Origin of the sequence: Klebsiella scottii, from assembly GCF_036561945.1 — a bacterium.
GTDB lineage: Bacteria > Pseudomonadota > Gammaproteobacteria > Enterobacterales > Enterobacteriaceae > Klebsiella > Klebsiella scottii.
In genome coordinates, this window is record NZ_JARXNI010000020.1 from 627,665 (window position 1) to 645,518 (window position 17,854).

Below are 17,854 nucleotides of genomic sequence, written 5' to 3' on the forward strand. Positions count from 1 at the left end.
CCAGCGTTTTAATAATATTTAACCCGGTGGTGTTCATTGTGGTTGCTGCATATCCTTAGGGTGGAAACAGGCGTAAATAACCGGAAGAACCAGTAGCGTCAGAATGGTCGCAAAACCCAGCCCAAACATGATGACAACCGCCATACTCTGAAAGAATACGTCCAGCAGCAGCGGCGCCAGGCCGAGCACGGTGGTGAAGGCCGTGAGCAGTATAGGGCGTAAGCGCGAGGTTGCGGCATAGATAATTGCCTGATGCTGCGGCTTTTCCTGCTTCTGCTGTTCAATCTCTTCCACCAGCACGATGCCGTTGCGGATAAGCATGCCGCTCAGGCTGAGTAAACCGATAAGCGCCATAAAGCCGAAGGGGATGCCGGTAATTAAAAAGCCCGGGGTCACGCCGATAAGCGCCAGCGGCACGGTCAGCCAGATGGCGACCGCATTTTTCAGCGAGCTGAACATCAGCACGGTGATGACAAACATCACCAGATAGCCCAATGGCAGGGTGGTGAACAGCCCCTGCTGCGCTTCGCTGGAGTTCTCGGCATCGCCTCCCCACTCAATGCTGTAGCCGTGCGGCAGGCTGAGCGCGTCAATCTGCGGCTGGACCCGCGCCAGAATATCCCCCGAGGTTTGATTGCTCAGAGGGTCGGGATCGGTCATTACCGTGAGTACCCTGCTGCGGTCGCGGCGCAGAATTAACGGATCTTCCCATTCGAGGTTAAAGCCGCTGACCACGTTGCTCAGCGGAATATACTGCTGACGGCTTTGGCTCCACACCAGCACGTTATTGAGATGGTTGGCATCCTGACGTTCGGCGGCCGGCGGGCGGACCACCACCGGCAGCAGATCGGCGCCTTCGCGGTACAGCCCGGCGCGGCTGCCGGTGAAATTCATCTGCAGCGCACCGTCGATATCCTGTTTATCCACCCCCAGCTCGCGCCCCAGGGTGGGCGAATACTGCGGCCGGATGGTTTTGCTGCGGTTTTGCCAGTCGTTGCGCACGCTGCCGATGGCCGGGTCCGCCGTGAGGATCGTGCTCACCTGGCTGGCTATCAGCCGCAATCTGTCGGGATCGGGGCCTTTAATCCGCACCTCGATTGCGCTGTCGCCGGAAGGACCGAACATCACCCGCTTGCTGCTGGCGTTCACCTGCGGATAGTTACGCGCAATATAGGCGTCAACGTGGCGGGTGAGGGCGTCAATGCTGCGCCGATCGTCCATACGAACCATGATCTGCGCATAGTTGCTGTACTGCCGCTGGCCGCTGTAGGTGAGGATAAAGCGCATGCTGCCCTGGCCGACGGTAGCCACGGTGGTGACGACGCCGGGCTGACCGTTAATCGCGGTTTCGATATCGCTGGCCATCTGTTCGGTTGCCGCAATATCGGTACCGTAGGGCAGCCACAGGTCAACGAAGAAGATCGGCGTATTGGATGAAGGGAAAAAGTTCTGCCGCACCGAACCGAACCCCCAGATCGCGCCGGCCAGCAGCGCCGCCATCAGCACGAGGGTGACGGCTTTGCGCATCAGCAGGGCGTTAAGGATCTGCTGATAGCCGTGGTAAAAGCGCCCGCGATAAGGATCGGCCTCGGCGGCCGGCGTCGGGGAGGCCGCGCCTTTAAACAGCCACCATTTGATCAGCACCGGGGTAACGGTGAGCGCCGAGAACCAGCTGAGCATCAGGGAGATTAACAGCACCTGGAACAGCGACTTACAGTATTCTCCCGTTGAGTCCTGCGACAGGCCGATCGGCGCGAAGGCGAGGATAGCGATTACGGTTGCCCCCAGCAGGGGCAGGGCGGATCGGCGGATAACGTAGTTGACGGCGGTCAGCAGCGTTGACCCCTGCTGACGGGCAATCAGCACCCCTTCGACGATGACGATGGCGTTATCGACCAGCATGCTGAGGGCGATAATCAGCGCGCCTAGCGAGATCCGCTGCAGCTCAATGCCCCATAGATACATAATCAGCAGCGTGCCCAGCACGTTGAGGGCCAGCGAGAGCGCGATAATAATGCCGCTGCGCACGCCCATAAAGATCAGCAGCACGCCGACAACAATAGCCAGCGCCATCAGGAAATTAGTGATAAAGCCGCTAACCGAGTGGCCGACTTCGGCGGCCTGATCGTAGAACAGGTCGATTTTAATCCCGGCGGGCTTTTCCGCCGACATTTGCTCAAGCCTGGCCTCCAGCGCGTGGCCAACGTCGATGACGTTGACGCCGGGGATGAACGAGACCCCCATCGTCACCGCCTGGCGGCCGTTGGCGTGGTAGATGCTGGACGGCGATTCGCTCAGGCCGCGCGAGATGGTGGCAATATCCCGCAGCCGGGTCGCCGCCCCGGTGCCGTGCGGGTTGATCGGCAGATCGCCCAGCTCGTCGATATTCTCAAATTCCCCGGTCGGATGCAGGCGAATGGACTCGCTGCCGGATTTGATCTCCCCGGCGCTGGAAACGACGTTCAGGCGGCTGAGAATGGCGGAAAGCTGGTTAAGCGTGATGCCGCGGGCCGCCATTTTAGGCAGCGAGATATCAATGTTAATTTGCTGCGGGATCGCCCCGCCGATGGCGACCTTGCCGACGCCGGGCACCAGCACCAGCTCCCGGCGCAGCTGCTCGGCATAGCGGACCAGCTCCGGATTGGTAAAACTGTCGCCGGAAATGGCAAAGAAGAAGCCAAACACGTCGCCGAAATCGTCGTTCACGAAGGGGGAAACCACGCCAGGCGGGAAGAGTCGGGCCGCGTCTCCCACTCTGCGCCGCAGCTCGTCCCAAATCTGCGGCAGCTCGCTGGAGTGATAGTGCGAGGCGATGTTAACGGTAATCTGCGACAGCCCGTTGGAGGAGATAGAGCTGACGTTATCCAGGTAGGGCAGCTGCTGCAGGGCATTTTCCAGCGGCAGGGTGACCTCCTCCTCGACCTGCTGAGCCGATGCGCCCGGATAGTGGGTAATGACCACGGCGGTCTTGATAGTAAACGCCGGATCTTCCAGACGGCCGATATTGAGCAGGGCGAAAACACCGCCAACGCCCAGCAGCAGAATGGTGAGCCAGACGCGAACGGGATTATTAATAAACTGGCGGGATATATCCATTAAAGGCCTCGTTCACGCGTCCAGATTCGAACCGGCTGCTGCGCATGCAGTTCGCTTACGCCGGCCGCCACTACGCGCTCGCCGGCGCTGAGCCCATCGGTAATGACCACCCCTTGGGTTGTCACCTGCCCGACGCTCACTTTGCGATCTTCAAGATGCAGTTGCTCGCCATCGCCTTTAATCACCCACACGTGCGGCTCGTTGCGCTGATGATTATCAGGATTGAACACCGCCTCAACCGGCACCACCAGCGCCTCGCGGCCCGCGTTGGCGGGGAGGTTTGCCAGATTCACCGTCACGGTGCCGCTGACGCCGCCGACCGTCGGGAAATCGTCCGGGCGCGGCATGGTCAAAATCACCTGCCAGGTGAGGGTGCTATTGTCGCTGCTGCCGGAATGCTCTTTGTACTGCGCGGTGAACTGGCGGTCCGGCAGGGAGTTGATTCTGACGATCGGCCGATACCGGGCGTTGCGGATATCAAAGGCGGTAAAGAGGTTTTCAGGGATGCTAAAGACCACGTCGAGCAGATCGGTACGCGTCAGGGTAACCACGGTCTGCCCGGCGGCCACCACCTGATGATTGCGGACCGGGACGCTGGCCGCCACCCCGCTAAAGGGCGCGTTTAGCGTCATCTGGTCGAGCTCTTCGCGGGCGATTTTCAGCGCGGCGTTTGCCGAGTCGCGGCTGGCGCGCTGAACGTCCATTTCCGCTTTCGAAATAGCCTGGCGGCCGGCGAGGGTCTGAAAGCGATCGAACTGCCGCTGGGCGAGCGTGGCGGCGGTTTGTCGTTCATTGACGCGCTGCTGGGCTTCGCGCGCGTTGAGGCGGGCGAGGACCTCCCCTTGCGCAACGTTCGCGCCTTGCCGAACCTCGAGCGATTCAACCTGGCCGCCTCGTTTAAAAGAGAGCTCCGTGGAGTCCCCGGATTCGATGCGTGCGGGGAAAACGCGCTGCTGTGAATCACCTACCGCGGTCACCTCAGCGGCTTTCACCATCCGCGGCAGCGGCGTAACCTGCGGCGCTTTCTGGTCGCAAGCTGTTGTTATTAAAATAACAACAGGAATGAGAGAAAAATAACGGTTCACTGTATTCCCCGCAGAGCTAAGAGATTTATTTTACATATTAGTTACAAGCGTCGGACTTATTCAGCCAGGGCAGAGACGACGACGTAGGTGAATAATCCTGTAGCCGTACAGGCAATTATTGCCAGGGCGATAAACAGGCTCAGGCGAAACAGACTATAGCCAAACATCGTTCCTCCTTTGGTACTGGTTATATTGTAAGTAGATTCTTATCTACCTAATTACTGAGTGGTTTTCAGAAGCGCTGCGGCTCCTGATAATGAGCATAGTCGTAGAAAAGCGGAAATGTTAAAAAGAGTAAAAATTGCCCTTATGTCGACGGTTTAGCGGCGTTTTCAGCCGAATTGTCTGAGGCGGGCTATCTCCGTGATATTTTTCAATATATTAATTGGCGGCTTAATCATGTTAACCGTCGTGTGCTACGTTTAATCATACCGACTTCTGTGCCAGCTTTGTTCCTGAGATTTTTTCCTCAACGCGTCTCGTTGGGAGTTATTCGCTATCTATTCTATTGGTAATAAAAGGATTGTCTGTATGTATAAAAATATTCTGGTCCCGGTTGATGTCTTTGAAATTGGCCTTGCCGACAAGGCGCTATCCCACGCTCAGTTTCTCGCGCAGAGCTCTTCCGGGAAAATTCACCTGCTGCACGTAAATCCTCTATTTTCCCCGGCGCTGACGCGTGGATTTATTTCCGATGCGCGAAAAATGGAAGACTATCTTGTTAAAAATTCTCAGGAAAAGCTGACTGAGTTAGCCAAAAAGGCGAGCCTGCCGGAAGGTGATATTCATATTCACGTCCGCAGCGGCAATATTCGTGATGAAGTGACGAAGCTGGCCGACGAGCTGCAGGCGGATGTGGTGATTATTGGCTCACGCAACCCCAATATTCAGACGCATTTGCTGGGTTCCGAGGCGGCCAGTATCGTTCGTTATGCTCACGTTCCGGTATTTGTTGTGCGTTAAGGGCGGCCTGATGCTGTTCTGATTTCCGTTACAGGAGTGAGGAGATAACTATGAGTACAGACAAACCGGGCGGCCCGTTCTACAAGCTCTCCGTCGATGAAACCCTGTCCAGCACCAACAGCTCCCCCGAAGGTATTAGCAGCGCAGAAGCGGCATCGCGACTCCAGCAATACGGCGAGAATGCGTTACCGCAAAAGGCGGGTAAACCCGCGTGGCTGCGCTTCCTGGCCCATTTCAACGATGTTCTGATTTACGTCCTGCTGGCAGCGGCGCTGCTGACTGCGGTCATGGGCCACTGGGTCGATACCCTGGTGATCCTCGGCGTCGCGGTGATCAATGCTCTGATCGGGCATATTCAGGAAAGTAATGCGGAAAAATCGCTGCAGAGCATTCGCAATATGCTTTCCAGCGAAGCGGTGGTGATCCGCCAGGGGAACCATGAAACGATTCCGACCACCGCGCTGGTGCCCGGCGATATCGTGGTGATCCGCGCGGGCGACCGCATTCCTGCCGATCTGCGGGTTATTGAAGCCCACAACCTGCGCGTGGAAGAGGCGATACTCACCGGCGAGTCGACGGTGGTTGAGAAAAGCACCGAGGCGCTGAGCGGCGAACTTCCCCTCGGCGATCGCACAAACCTGCTGTTTTCGGGGACCACGGTCAGCTCCGGCGGCGGTAAAGGCCTGGTGGTGGCGACCGGCGGTGATACCGAGCTGGGCCATATCAACCAGATGATGGCGGATATTGAAAAACACCGCACGCCGCTGCTGGTGCAGATGGATAAGCTCGGTAAAGCCATCTTTATTATTATCCTGGCGATGATGGCCGCGCTGTTTGTCTTCAGCCTGCTGTTCCGCGATATGCCGGTTTCGGAGCTGATGCTCTCGCTGATTAGCCTTGCGGTGGCGTCGGTGCCGGAAGGGCTGCCGGCGATCATCTCGATCATTCTCTCTTTGGGCGTGCAGACTATGGCGCGGCAGAAGGCGATTATCCGCAAGCTGCCGACCGTTGAGACCCTCGGGGCGATGACGGTGATTTGCTCGGATAAAACCGGGACGCTGACCATGAACGAGATGACGGTCAAAGCCGTCATTACCGCAGATGCCGTCTATCGGGTCGAAGGGGATAGCTATGAGCCGATCGGTAATATTCATCCGATAGATGATTCCGGGCCGCTGGTGGTGGCGCCGGGTACGCTGCTTGAGCGCTATCTGCGGACCATTGATTTATGTAACGACAGCCAGCTCATCAAGGATGAAAGCGGATTATGGAAAATTACCGGCGGCCCGACGGAAGGGGCGCTGAAGGTGCTGGCGGCGAAGGTGGCGCTGCCGGCGGTGGCAACCGAGCTGCGCAGCAAAATTCCTTTCGATTCGCAGTATAAATATATGTCGACGCTCTACCGGATCGGTGATGAGGAGGCGATCTTAATTACCGGCGCCCCTGACGTGCTGTTCCGACTCTGCCAGCAGCAGCAGACCGACGGCGGCCTGCAGCCGCTCGATCAGCCGTACTGGGAGGCAAAAATTGAAGAGTACGCGCGGGAAGGGCTGCGCATGGTGGCGGCGGCGTGGAAACCTGCGGCCAGCGGGCAGACCGAGCTGGCCCACCAGGATTTGCAGCAGGGGGTTATCCTCCTCGGCATCGCCGGGATGATGGACCCGCCTCGTCCGGAAGCCATTACGGCGATCGGCGACTGCCTGCAGGCGGGGATTCGCGTGAAGATGATCACCGGCGATCACCCGCAAACGGCGATGAGCATCGGGCAAATGCTGGGCATCGGCAACGCCGGCACCGCCATTACCGGGCGCGAGCTGGAGGTGATGGACGACCAGCAGCTCAGCGAAGCCGCGCAGAAGTTTGATATTTTCGCCCGTACCAGCCCGGAGGATAAATTCCGCCTGGTGCAGGCGCTGCAGAGTAAAAAAGAGGTGGTCGGGATGACCGGCGACGGGGTGAACGATGCCCCGGCGCTGAAGCAGGCTGACGTTGGGATCGCGATGGGCATCAAGGGAACCGAAGTGACCAAAGAGGCGGCCGATATGGTGCTTACCGATGACAACTTCGCCACCATCGCCAGCGCGGTCAGGGAAGGGCGGCGGGTGTACGATAACCTGAAGAAAACCATCCTCTTTATTATGCCGACTAACCTGGCGCAGGGGCTGTTAATTATTATTGCCCTGCTGGCGGGGAATTTAATTCCGCTGACCCCGGTGCTGATCCTGTGGATGAACATGGCGACCTCGGCCACGCTGTCGTTTGGCCTGGCGTTTGAGGCCGGCGAGAAGAACATTATGAAGCGCCCGCCGCGCGATCCTAAGCTGCACGTTATGGACGGATTCGCTATCTGGCGGGTGATTTTTGTTGGCTCGATGATTGCCGTGAGCGCCTTCGTGCTGGAAGCCTGGCTCCAGCCGCGCGGCTACTCTCCGGAGTTTATTCGTACCGTCCTGCTGCAAACGCTGGTGACCGCCCAGTGGTTTTATATGCTCAACTGTCGCGTAGCCGACGGCTTTTCTCTGAGCAAAGGATTACTGGCCAACAGAGGCATCTGGGTCGTCAGCGGCGTCCTGCTGGTGCTGCAGCTGCTGATAATCTACGCGCCGTTTATGCAGATGCTGTTTGGCACCGCGGCGCTGCCGTTCCGCTACTGGGTGATCACCTTCATCATCGGATTTGTGATGTTCCTGATTGTGGAAATCGAAAAACCGTTAACCCGCAGATGGCGTACGGCCTGACGGGCGGCGAGCGGGATCAGGCAAGCGAACCGTGGAGCTTACGGGGGCAGGCCATCCGGGGCCTCCCCTTCCAACGTAGCGTATCGATAAAATACCCGAACCGTCGGAGTGACCCGGCGGCTCGGGTAATTAATTTTTAATCTCCCGCGGGCACGCCGTCGAGCCGTGGAAGAGGCGTTAAGCAGAATGAGAGGCGGTTTGAATGTGGGCGCTCGTGGGTTATTTACCGCCAGGCCAGAAGATGACGGCGACCGGAGGCGCAAAGATCAGCAGGAAAATCGGCAGTTCTTCAGCAAAGCTATAGCCCGCCCGGATGATACCGAGAGCCATATTGGCTGACGCCAGGCCGAACCACAGCAGGGCAAACAGCAGCGCGAGCCTGCCGGCGGCCGGTGGATGAGCCGGCATGAGCCGCCGCGTCAGCAGGCGGAACAGGCCCGCCAGCAGCAGACCGCTGAGCAGAAAGAGCAGGGTGCGCATAGGCAATTTTCCTCAGCTGCCGACCGTAATTTCCGGCCGGCGGCGGATATTACGCCCGGCGATGGGGAGCTAACAAATCCCCTAATCCGATGCGCTGTAAAAACTCTTTGCGGATGCGATCGGCGACCGCATTGACAACGACGGCGCCATCGTCCGACGGATCGACATGCAGCCGGAACGGGCGTTTCTTAAGCGAAGCCGCCGTTAACGCGGATCACCTGAGAGTTGATCCAGCTGCCGTCCGGGCCGGCCAGCGCGGCAACCGCGCCGGCGATCTCTTCCGGCGTGCCGATACGCTCCAGCGGCGCCAGTTTGGCGATGGCGCTGATTTGCTCCTCGCTTTTGCCATTGAAAAACAGATCGGTACCGGTCGGCCCCGGAGCCACCGCGTTAACGGTGATGTTGCGGCCGCGCAGTTCATTTGCCAGCACGTGCACCAGGCCCTCCACGCCCGCCTTGGAGGCGATGTACGGACCGTAGGCCGGGAAGGATTTGGCGATCACGCTGGTAGAGAGCGCAATAATGCGTCCCCCGTCACTCACCGTTTGCGCCGCGTTTGCCAGCACGAGGAAGGCGCCGCGCAGGTTGGTGTGAATGACCTTGTCAAAATCAGCCAGGCCATCCGGGGTGATTTTTGCCATCGGCATGATCCCGGCGCTGTGCACCACCACGTCCAGCTGACCGGTCACGGTCTTCGCTGCGCTGAACAGGCGGCTGACGTCATCTTCGCTGGCGACATCGGCTTGTATGGCAACGGCGCTTCCCCCGTTGGCAATAATGCTCTGCACGGCTTCGTCAGCGGCGCTCGCGTTCCCGGCGTAGTTAACGATGACGGTAAAACCCTCCTGCGCCAGGCGCTCGGCGATGGCGCGACCGATACCGCGGGATGCGCCGGTAACAAGGGCTGTTTTATTGGTTTTGCTCATGGTGTTCTCCGGAGGTTGATTGTTTATCCGTGCTGGCACGGGTTGATAGAGATATTAATGTTTTCTTATGAGAGATAAATGGGGATATTTTGATATGATAATTCCATTAAAATTAATAATGGGTCGCGTGAGAGGTTTCAAATGGATAAGTTCGACACTTTGCTGCTCTTCACCCGCATCGTCGAGCTGGAAAGCTTCAGCCTGGCGGCGGACAGGCTGGGGATCCCCAGAGCCACCGCCAGCAATGCGATAAAAGCGCTGGAAAAAAAGCTGGAGTGCCGGCTGCTGGAGCGGACAACCCGCCACGTGCGAACGTCGCTGGACGGTAAGGCTTTCTACGAACGCTGCGTGCATATTCTTTCTGAACTCGACGACGCCGAGTCTTCTCTACGCCACTCCGTTGCGCGGCCGCGCGGTATTTTGCGCATTGACCTGCACGGCGCTCACGCAACGCGGATTGTTCTGCCGTGTATTGATGAGTTCCACGCCCGCTATCCGGATATCGAGCTGGTTATCAGCAGCGGCGATCGGCTGGTCGATCTGGTGCGTGAGGGAATTGATTGCGCCGTTCGTGCGGGGAAACTGCATGATTCATCGCTGATTGCGCGCTATTTGGTCACCATGCCGCAGGTTATCTGCGCCAGCCCGGAGTATCTGCTCCGGCACGGCACGCCGCGCTCACCCAACGATTTGCTGTCCCACCAGTGCGTGAATTTTTTCTCTACCAGCCGGGGAACGAACTATCCGCTTGAGCTTATCGTTAATGGCAAAATACAGAGCTATCAGCTCAAAGGCTGGATGACGGTAAACGATGCGGAGAACTACGTCATTTGCGCGCTGCGCGGCGCGGGGCTGGTACAGCTTCCCCGCTATCACGTCGCGGATGCTCTGGAAGACGGGCGGCTGGTGGAGGTGCTTGGCGGATGGCAAAGTCCGGGGATGTCGCTTTCAGCGCTGTATCCGCAGCACCGGCAGCTCTCGCCGCGGGTCAGGGTATTTATCGACTGGCTGAGTTCCCTCTATAAAGCGCATTTTCCCGAGGCGGGATAATTATCCCCGGCTGGGGGTAAACCACGCCCTGGCAGCAATCCAGAAAGCTCGTGTATTGCCGCGTTTTGCTTTCAGCTCTTGAATCTCGGCCTGTTTTTTGGCATTAGGATACGGCTTCGGGAGGAGGGGGAAGTCCACGAGGGTGAACCTGAAAAAAGGGATAATCAACCGCCAGAATGCCCCCCCCCAATCGGCGCGGGGTAAATAAAACTGATTTGAGCGGCCTGTCAGCAACCTTATTCATGTTTAATTAAAAAATGTGGCTAAATAAGATTGGTAAGAATGATTCAGCGTAGCTAAATTCACGGCTTGAACCAAAAAATTAACCGCTGTTTTCGCCCTCGGCGGCAGAAGACACGCACCTTATAAATATGATTCGTGGTCAGTGTTGAGTTTCAGAATACCCTCTGGCGGGCATGGTCAAACTGGGCGCGGACGGCTCCCGCTCGGGCTGAAACCGCCGGCAGCAGTTTTATAATAAATAGCTTAATCGCGGCATTATTAAATAATAAAGGAGTCAGTTCTACTGAATTAATTAGTCATGCATTGCGGGCGCTGGTATTAGCTGCGCAACTGCGTTTCGCCAGCTGTTTTGATTTTTTTTGACTTTAAATAGCCGTAATACGCATAAAGGTCGGGATTGATTTTGTTAACCGTCGGTTATAGTGTTTTTAAAAATTAGCATTCACAAAGTTGTTTCTCCGCTTATTTGCGGAGCTTTTCTGGAACATCTCGTTTCCGTTATTGCCAGGGGTATTATGCGTAATCAATCCGCTTTGTCGTCGCCTGCGGCTGACGGCAGTTCGTCTTTTTTTGATGTTTTCGCTGCTGCTCACGCGCTGAGAGAGGAGCTGGATGCGCTGGCGGTGACATCCGATCTCCGCAGTGACTATCAGCAGGCGCGGGAAAAACTGCGGCAGTCTGGCCTGCTGGCACTGCGGCTGCCCCGCGCCGCCGGAGGGTTCGGCGGCAGTCAGGCGCAGGCGATCGCCGTCAGCCGCATTCTGGCGCAGGCGGACGCCGGCATCGCCCAGCTGCTTCAGCCCCATTACGGTTTTACCGATGCCATTTCCCTGCTCTCCTCGGATGAGGCGCAGCGCGTGCTGTTTCAGGACCTCCTGAACGGGGAGCGTATCGCTAATGCCGCCAGCGAGCGGGGCGGTAAACATTCTGCCGACTTTTCCACCACGCTGCGTCGCGAAGGCGACGATCGCTACCGGATCAGCGGACGTAAATATTACGCCACCGGGTCCATTGGCGCGCGCTGGATAACGGTGATTGGCAAACATCAGAGCGGCGGGCAGGCACTGGCCTTTATCCGCACCGATGCGCCGGGCGTCACGCTGATTGACGACTGGAACGGACTGGGACAGCGCGGTAGCTCCAGCGGATCGTTGATTCTCGAGAACGTGGTGGTGTCAGCGGATTATGTAATCCCGGTATGGGACGCGGAGCATCGCGGCGTGGCCTGGCATGAAAGCGGACGCCTGATCCACGCGGCTATTGACCTGGGCATCGCTGAGGGCGTTATCCAGTGGGGGTTACGGACGGTCGCAACGGATAAACGTATTCCGTTTGAATCGCCTTATCCCTCGCTGGCGGAAGATCCGGTGCTGCAATATCAGGTTGGCGTGCTGAGCGCGCGCGTTTTGTCGACGGCCGCGCTGCTGGAGAGCACGGCGCGGCTGCTGGATGAGGTGCAGCAGGGCGATGCCGCAAAATTACCGCAATTGCAGGCGCAGCTGGCAGCAACCAAGGCGCTTGCTGCTGAAGTCGGCCTGGCGGCCAGCAGCGACGTTTTCTCCTGGAGCGGCGCGCGCGCCGCCGACCGCTCGCTACGTCTTGACCGTTACTGGCGCAACGTGCGCACCCATACCCTGCACGACCCGGTTCGTCTGCGCTATCAGGAGCTGGGGCGCAGCCAGATATTCCGCTTTGTTGAATCCTCTGTCGATCGGGAGTCTCGTTCATGAGCGCATCGCGCCCGCTAATTTTTAACGCTTTCGAAATGAACGGCGTAGGCTACTACGCCCAGGGAAGCTGGACTCACCCGGATTCGCAGCGTCATCGCTATAAAGACCTGGATTACTGGGTGGAACGCGCGCGCTTTCTCGATAGCGCCGGTTTTACCGCGCTGTTTTTTGCCGATGTGCTGGGCGTCTATGACGTTTACCGGCAGTCGCCGGTTCCCGCCATTGAAGGGGCGGTAGATTTTCCGCTGAATGATCCCTTTATGGTGATCCCGGCGATGCTGGCGGTAACCCAAAACCTCTCCTTCGCGGTGACGGCATCCACGACCTATGAACACCCGTTTACCTTTGCCCGCCGCTTCGGCACCCTCGATCATTTGGCGAAAGGGCGAATCGGCTGGAACGTGGTGACGTCCTATCTGCCGAATGCGGCGCGCAATTATGGCCTGCCGGATCAACTGCCGCATGAAGTGCGTTACGCGCGGGCCGAAGAGTTCCTGACGGTGTTCTATAAACTGCTGGAAGGGAGCTGGGAAGAGGACGCGGTGCTGTACGACAAGGCCGCGAAACGCTATGCGGATGCCGACAAGGTGCATCGCATCAACCATCAGGGGGACTATTTCTCCGTACAGGGGCCTTCGCTGACGGAACCGAGCGTACAGCGCACGCCGGTGATTTTCCAGGCCGGGGCCTCGGCACGCGGGCTTGCCTTCGCGGCTCGTCACGCTGAGGTGGTGTTCGTCAATGGCATGAACCCGGATGCTCTGCGCAGCAACGTGGATAAGCTGCGCGCCGCCGCCGTCGCGGCCGGCCGGGCGGCGGATTCCATTAAAGTGCTGACGGATCTTTCCGTGGTCATCGGCCGTACCGAGGCGGAAGCAGAACAAAAAGCGGATCTCATTCGCGCCGCGCAATCGCCGGAAGCCCAGTATGCGGCATTTGGCGGCGCCAGCGGCTTCGATCTCTCCCGCTATGGCGATGACGACACGCTGTCTGCCGAACCGCATAACTTCTCCCGTTCTGAATCGGCACGCTTCACCAGCGAAAAAGCCCGTCCTGACAGCGTGGGCGCCATCAGGCAGCGACTGGTGAATTTGAGCCCCTACGCTCCCACCCTGGTGGGCACGCCGGAAAGCATTGCCGAGAGCATCGAAAAGATTGCTCGTCTCACCGGCGTGGACGGCTTCAACCTGCACGAGTTTGTCAGCCCGCACGATTTTATCGAATTCGCCGAACAGGTGCTGCCGGCGCTGGCGAAGCGCGGGCTGTTCCTGCCGCCGGGAAAAGAGTCATCCTTGCGCAACCGGCTGTTTGGCAAGGGCGATCGGCTGAGCGCCCCCCACCCGGCAGCGGACTTTCGCGGACGTTTTACAGCGCAAAATAACAACAATGATTTGAAGGGGTAATGACATGATAGCACCAGCAAAAGCATCGACCGTTGTCCTGGCGGGAGCCATTCTGGCTGTGGGGGCAGCTAGCGCTGCGCCAATCCCGGCGGTAGAAAACCTGAAAGCGCCGGAGAAAACCATCACCCTCAATTACTTTGGCGGCGCGGTCCCGGCGGAGCGCGCCAACAAAATTATCGCGGCATTTGAGAAACGCTACCCGACGATTAAAATCAGCTACCACGCGGTGCCATTCAACAGCTACAACGAAACGCTCGGCGCGCGATTTGCCCAGGGTAACGTGGATATTTTCGACATCGACCAGCCGCAGAGCGCCAGCTACGCGGTACGCGGCTGGGAAGCCGATTTGACGGATGCGTTCGCCGCGAAACGCCAGCTGATCGACCCGCCTGCGCTGAAAGAGTCCACCATCAACGGTAAGTTACTCAACCTGCCGTACCAGATTGGCACCACCTTCCTGTATTACAACAAAAACGTGCTGAAGCAAATCGGCGTGGCGTACCCGTCCAACAAGGCTGGGGAAGCGCCGACCTGGGAATGGGTGGAAGCGACGGCCCGCAAAGCGGTGGCAGCGAAAGCCTCGTCTTACGGCGTGACCTTCTCCACCCCGGATATGTATTACTACCTCCAGCCGCTGGCGGAATCCCTTGGCGGCGGAACCGGCGTCAAAGGCGAGAAACAGCTCACGCCGGACGTTAACAATCCCGGATGGGTGAAGGCCCTGGGCTGGTATGGCAAATTGTACGCCGATGGCCTGGCGCCGCGTGGCGTGCGAGAAACGGCGCTGGCCTTCGCCAACGGCGACAGCGCGTTCTTTTATGGCGGCATCTGGAATTCGCCAACGATTACTAAAAATGCCGACTTAGATTTTGGGATCGCCACCGCGCCTAAGTTTAAAGATGGCCAGGACGCTACCACCAGCGGCGGCTGGGCGTTAGGCATCAGCGCGCTTTCCAGCCCGGAAAAACAGCAGGCGGCCGCCTTATTCCTCAACTGGTATCTGTTTGGCGAGAACGGCGGTTTTATCTCTGCCGATCCGCAAACTGAAAACGTTCCGACCACCGAAGCCACCCGCGCCGTATTCTGGAAAAATCCGACCTACGCCGATCCGCGGCTGAGCGGTTTGCAGGATATTTTGACCTGGCAGGCCCAACATTCTGCCCGTATTCGTCCGCAGACCGTGGGCGGCGCGGAGTTCACTCAGCTGATGGGGGCGGCCATTGGCGACATTATCAACGGCGCCGATGCGCAGAAAACGCTGGACGCGACGAATGCCAGACTGAAAGCCGCATGGAGAAAGTATCAGTGACCAGCAGGGCTGCCCGCCATGAAGCGCGCGCCGCGCTGTTATTGCTGACTCCGGCGCTGGCGCTGCTGCTGTTACTGCGCATTATTCCGACCGGGCTGGCGATTGTGGAGTCGTTTTATACCTCGGTGCCGGGGAGCGTGATCCCGCCGAAGTGGGTTGGCTGGCAGAACTATCTCGATCTGTTTGAAGACCCCGGCTTCTGGGATTCCGTGTGGCGTACGCTGCTGTTCGCCGCGCTGGTCAATCCGCTGACTATGGTCTTCGCCCTGTTTCTCGCCTGGCTGCTGACGCGTAACGTGGCGTTGACCGGCGTGTGGCGCACCCTCGCTTTTTTGCCAACGGCTCTGCCGCTGATGGGGACCACGGTGGTGTTTGGCGTGCTGCTGCGCCCGGAAGGGGTGGTGAACAACCTGCTGGCGCTGGCGCACCTGCCCACCAGCGGCTGGTTTACCGACGTCGATGGCGCGATGGCGGCTCTGGTGATCTTATCCACCTGGACGGCGGTAGGTTACTGGATGATCTTCCTGATTGCCGCCATCCGCGACGTGCCGCAGGACTACTACGATGCGGCGATGCTGGATGGCGCCGGAGAATGGCGGCAGTTTGTCAATGTGACGCTGCCGCTGATCCAGCGGCAGCTGCTGTTCGTGCTGACGGCCAGCACGGTATGGAACTTTATCCTTTACGCCCCGATCGGCGCCCTGACGAAAGGCGGCCCTCAGGGCTCCAGTAACTTTCTTATGTACGACATCATTACCCGCTACTACGCCCTGAGTTCGCCGGGATCGGCGCTGGCGGAGATGACCATCTTATTTGTCTTAATGGGGATCACGGTATGGCTGCAATTCAGGCTGTTGAACCGGATGAGAAGCGCGCCGTGAGGCGTCACGTCGTCCTGCGGCGTCGCCAGCTGCGGCGGGTGATCGCCACCTGCATAGCGTTGCTGATTTCGCTGCTGTTTGCCGTGCCCTTTGTCTGGCTGGTGGCTTCGGCCTTCCGCCCGGTGACGGAGACCTTCCAGGCCCACGTGGATTTGTGGACATTCATACCGCGCCGCTGGACTCTGGAAAATTTTACCTCGGCGTTCAGCCGGGGATTCGCCACCAACTTGTTTAACTCGCTGTGGGTGACCGGCGTTTCGGCGCTGGTGGGCACCGCGCTGGCGATTCTCGCGGCTTTTCCCCTGGCGGTGATGCGTTTTCCGGGGCGTGACTGGCTGTTTGTCACCGTGGTGTTCGCCTTCATGATCCCTTTTGAAGTGGTGGCGCTGCCGTTAACCACGGTGTTTACCGGGATGGGACTGGCTAACACCCTGACGGCGCTGATTGTTCCGGGGCTGGTGCACGGTCTGGCGATTTTCAACCTGCGCCAGTTCTTTTTGAGCATCCCGCGCGAACAGCTGGAGGCCGCGCTGCTGGATGGCGCCTCCTGGTGGCGCATTCTTCTGCAAATTTACCTGCCGCTGGTGCGCCCGGCGGTGATTGGTACGGCAATGATTCTGGCGATGGCGCAGTGGAATGCCTGGCTGTGGCCGTCGCTCATTATCACCGACAACAGTAAGCAAACCGGCGCCGTGGCGATGGGGTTGTCGGATTCGGCCTATACCCAGGACTACGGTCTGGCCTTTGCCGAAGTCTTTATCCTTGCGCTGATCCCGGCGCTGCTGATCTTTTTCGGTCAGCGTTCATTTACCCGCTCGCTGAGCCACACCGGCGGCAAATAATATGCTGAATGCAGCAGGAGAATAGCATGACACAACGCGTTGAATTCCTTGATGAGCGGCCGGACCCCAATACCCCCTGGACGCCGCCCGAAAACCGTTTCAAGCGGTATGCCTATAACCGGGTCGGCAACAGTGGTCTGGTGGTTTCGCCCATCGCGCTCGGGACCTGGTACAACTTCGGCGACGACACGCCGTTCCAGAAGCAGCGCGACATCGTCCGTTTTGCCTTCGAGAACGGGATTAACCATATTGATATCGCCAACCAGTACGGCCCGCCGCTGGGCGCCGCCGAAGAGAACATTGGCCGCATCCTGCGTAAAGATTTCCGTCCGTACCGTAATGAGCTGGTGATTGCCACCAAAGCGGGCTGGCCGCAGTGGCTCGGGCCAAACGGCCGTCTCGGCGGTAAAAAGCACCTGCTGGGCAGCATTGATGAATCTCTGGAACGTCTTGGCCTCGATCATGTGGATATTTTCTATTCCCATCGCTATGACCCGGATACGCCGCTGCATGAAACCATTGAAGCGCTCGACGCCCTCGTCCGTCAGGGGAAGGCGCTGTATGTCGGCATCTCGTCCTATTCGGCGCAGCGTTCCCGCGAGGCGCTCAGCATTGCTAAAGAGCTGGGGACGCCGCTGCTGGTCAATCAGTCATCATACTCGCTGCTTAACCGCTGGATTGAAGACGAACTGTTGAGCGATCTTGCGCAGTCCGGCGCGGCGGCGATTGCCTTCACGCCTCTGGCGCAGGGTCTGCTGGCCGATCGTTACCTGCAGGGGTTTGAGGTGCAGCGCGCGCAGCACCGGACTTATATCAGCGCCGAGGCGCAGTCTGAAGACAACCTTCGCCGCCTGCGCGGGCTGGCGGCTATCGCGGCGGAACGCGGCCAGACGCTGTCGCAGCTGGCGATCGCATGGACGCTGCGGGACCCGCGCGTGGCTTCGACGCTGGTGGGCGTATCCAGCAAAGAGCAGCTGGCTGAGAATCTGAAAGCGCTGGATAACCTGGTCTTCAGCAGCGATGAGCTGGCTCTGATCGACAACTTTGCGGTACACGATGGCGGCGTCAATCCGTGGAAAATTTCGTCCGAACTGTAAGAGGAATATGA

At 58.7% G+C, this 17,854-nt stretch carries 13 protein-coding genes and 1 pseudogene; 9 read left to right on the plus strand and 5 right to left on the minus strand.

The genetic code is table 11. The features are described 5' to 3' along the window. Nucleotides 1-33: 33 nt before the first annotated feature. Both QFI97_RS10615 and QFI97_RS10620 read right to left on the minus strand, forming a co-directional pair. A complete protein-coding gene (locus tag QFI97_RS10615) occupies nucleotides 34-3,096 on the minus strand; it encodes an efflux RND transporter permease subunit (protein WP_346431110.1) in 3,063 nt (1,020 codons plus the stop codon). After that, nucleotides 3,096-4,181, minus strand: a complete 1,086-nt coding sequence (locus QFI97_RS10620) for an efflux RND transporter periplasmic adaptor subunit (RefSeq protein WP_346431111.1) — start codon at nucleotides 4,179-4,181, stop codon at nucleotides 3,096-3,098. Before QFI97_RS10620 ends, QFI97_RS10615 begins: the two co-directional genes overlap by 1 nt. Nucleotides 4,182-4,712: 531 nt before the next feature. Between QFI97_RS10620 and QFI97_RS10625 the strand changes: the two genes are divergently transcribed. Continuing rightward, nucleotides 4,713-5,144, plus strand: a complete 432-nt coding sequence (locus tag QFI97_RS10625) for a universal stress protein (RefSeq protein ID WP_346431112.1) — start codon at nucleotides 4,713-4,715, stop codon at nucleotides 5,142-5,144. Between the two features lie 50 nt (nucleotides 5,145-5,194). Beyond that, nucleotides 5,195-7,882: a cation-transporting P-type ATPase gene (locus QFI97_RS10630; RefSeq protein WP_346431113.1), complete on the plus strand. Its 2,688-nt coding sequence runs from the start codon at nucleotides 5,195-5,197 to the stop codon at nucleotides 7,880-7,882. Between the two features lie 219 nt (nucleotides 7,883-8,101). Here QFI97_RS10630 and QFI97_RS10635 read toward each other — a convergent pair whose 3' ends face one another. Then, nucleotides 8,102-8,362 (minus strand): hypothetical protein, encoded by a 261-nt coding sequence (locus tag QFI97_RS10635; protein ID WP_346431114.1) that lies wholly within the window; start codon nucleotides 8,360-8,362, stop codon nucleotides 8,102-8,104. A gap of 188 nt (nucleotides 8,363-8,550) precedes the next feature. Next, nucleotides 8,551-9,288 (minus strand): SDR family oxidoreductase, encoded by a 738-nt coding sequence (locus QFI97_RS10640; protein WP_346431115.1) that lies wholly within the window; start codon nucleotides 9,286-9,288, stop codon nucleotides 8,551-8,553. A 141-nt stretch (nucleotides 9,289-9,429) separates the two neighbouring features. On the opposite strand from QFI97_RS10640, the gene QFI97_RS10645 reads away from it, so the two are divergent. Then, a complete protein-coding gene (locus QFI97_RS10645; protein ID WP_346431116.1) occupies nucleotides 9,430-10,338 on the plus strand; it encodes a LysR family transcriptional regulator in 909 nt (302 codons plus the stop codon). Nucleotides 10,339-10,353: 15 nt separating this feature from the next. On the opposite strand, the pseudogene QFI97_RS10650 reads toward QFI97_RS10645, so the two are convergent. Next, nucleotides 10,354-10,446: pseudogene (locus tag QFI97_RS10650) on the minus strand (tyrosine-type recombinase/integrase); the annotation flags it as partial. A 650-nt stretch (nucleotides 10,447-11,096) separates the two neighbouring features. On the opposite strand from QFI97_RS10650, the gene QFI97_RS10655 reads away from it, so the two are divergent. The 6 genes from QFI97_RS10655 to QFI97_RS10680 are packed head-to-tail and all read left to right on the plus strand — an operon-like array spanning nucleotide 11,097 to nucleotide 17,843. Next, entirely contained in the window at nucleotides 11,097-12,311 is a 1,215-nt protein-coding gene (locus QFI97_RS10655) for an acyl-CoA dehydrogenase family protein (RefSeq protein ID WP_346431117.1), read from the plus strand. Continuing rightward, nucleotides 12,308-13,714: an NtaA/DmoA family FMN-dependent monooxygenase gene (locus QFI97_RS10660; RefSeq protein ID WP_095101189.1), complete on the plus strand. Its 1,407-nt coding sequence runs from the start codon at nucleotides 12,308-12,310 to the stop codon at nucleotides 13,712-13,714. Before QFI97_RS10655 ends, QFI97_RS10660 begins: the two co-directional genes overlap by 4 nt. A 4-nt stretch (nucleotides 13,715-13,718) precedes the next feature. Further along, nucleotides 13,719-15,023, plus strand: coding sequence for an ABC transporter substrate-binding protein (locus tag QFI97_RS10665; protein ID WP_095101191.1), 1,305 nt, complete (start codon nucleotides 13,719-13,721; stop codon nucleotides 15,021-15,023). Then, entirely contained in the window at nucleotides 15,005-15,904 is a 900-nt protein-coding gene (locus QFI97_RS10670) for a carbohydrate ABC transporter permease (RefSeq protein ID WP_095101193.1), read from the plus strand. Before QFI97_RS10665 ends, QFI97_RS10670 begins: the two co-directional genes overlap by 19 nt. Further along, a complete protein-coding gene (locus tag QFI97_RS10675) occupies nucleotides 15,859-16,746 on the plus strand; it encodes a carbohydrate ABC transporter permease (protein ID WP_095101195.1) in 888 nt (295 codons plus the stop codon). The genes QFI97_RS10670 and QFI97_RS10675 overlap by 46 nt, the downstream gene beginning before the upstream one ends. A 26-nt stretch (nucleotides 16,747-16,772) precedes the next feature. Continuing rightward, complete coding sequence (locus tag QFI97_RS10680) at nucleotides 16,773-17,843, plus strand: aldo/keto reductase (RefSeq protein WP_346431118.1); 1,071 nt, start codon at nucleotides 16,773-16,775, stop codon at nucleotides 17,841-17,843. Nucleotides 17,844-17,854: the final 11 nt, after the last annotated feature.

Bases quoted from the DNA above. Each gene is read 5' to 3' on its own strand.
- QFI97_RS10640 (WP_346431115.1), bottom strand. From the start codon at position 9,288: ATGAGCAAAACCAATAAAACAGCCCTTGTTACCGGCGCATCCCGCGGT.
- QFI97_RS10675 (WP_095101195.1), top strand. From the start codon at position 15,859: ATGGCTGCAATTCAGGCTGTTGAACCGGATGAGAAGCGCGCCGTGAGG.
- QFI97_RS10615 (WP_346431110.1), bottom strand. From the start codon at position 3,096: ATGGATATATCCCGCCAGTTTATTAATAATCCCGTTCGCGTCTGGCTC.
- QFI97_RS10630 (WP_346431113.1), top strand. From the start codon at position 5,195: ATGAGTACAGACAAACCGGGCGGCCCGTTCTACAAGCTCTCCGTCGAT.
- QFI97_RS10655 (WP_346431117.1), top strand. From the start codon at position 11,097: ATGCGTAATCAATCCGCTTTGTCGTCGCCTGCGGCTGACGGCAGTTCG.
- QFI97_RS10660 (WP_095101189.1), top strand. From the start codon at position 12,308: ATGAGCGCATCGCGCCCGCTAATTTTTAACGCTTTCGAAATGAACGGC.
- QFI97_RS10670 (WP_095101193.1), top strand. From the start codon at position 15,005: ATGGAGAAAGTATCAGTGACCAGCAGGGCTGCCCGCCATGAAGCGCGC.
- QFI97_RS10645 (WP_346431116.1), top strand. From the start codon at position 9,430: ATGGATAAGTTCGACACTTTGCTGCTCTTCACCCGCATCGTCGAGCTG.
- QFI97_RS10625 (WP_346431112.1), top strand. From the start codon at position 4,713: ATGTATAAAAATATTCTGGTCCCGGTTGATGTCTTTGAAATTGGCCTT.
- QFI97_RS10665 (WP_095101191.1), top strand. From the start codon at position 13,719: ATGATAGCACCAGCAAAAGCATCGACCGTTGTCCTGGCGGGAGCCATT.
- QFI97_RS10680 (WP_346431118.1), top strand. From the start codon at position 16,773: ATGACACAACGCGTTGAATTCCTTGATGAGCGGCCGGACCCCAATACC.
- QFI97_RS10635 (WP_346431114.1), bottom strand. From the start codon at position 8,362: ATGCGCACCCTGCTCTTTCTGCTCAGCGGTCTGCTGCTGGCGGGCCTG.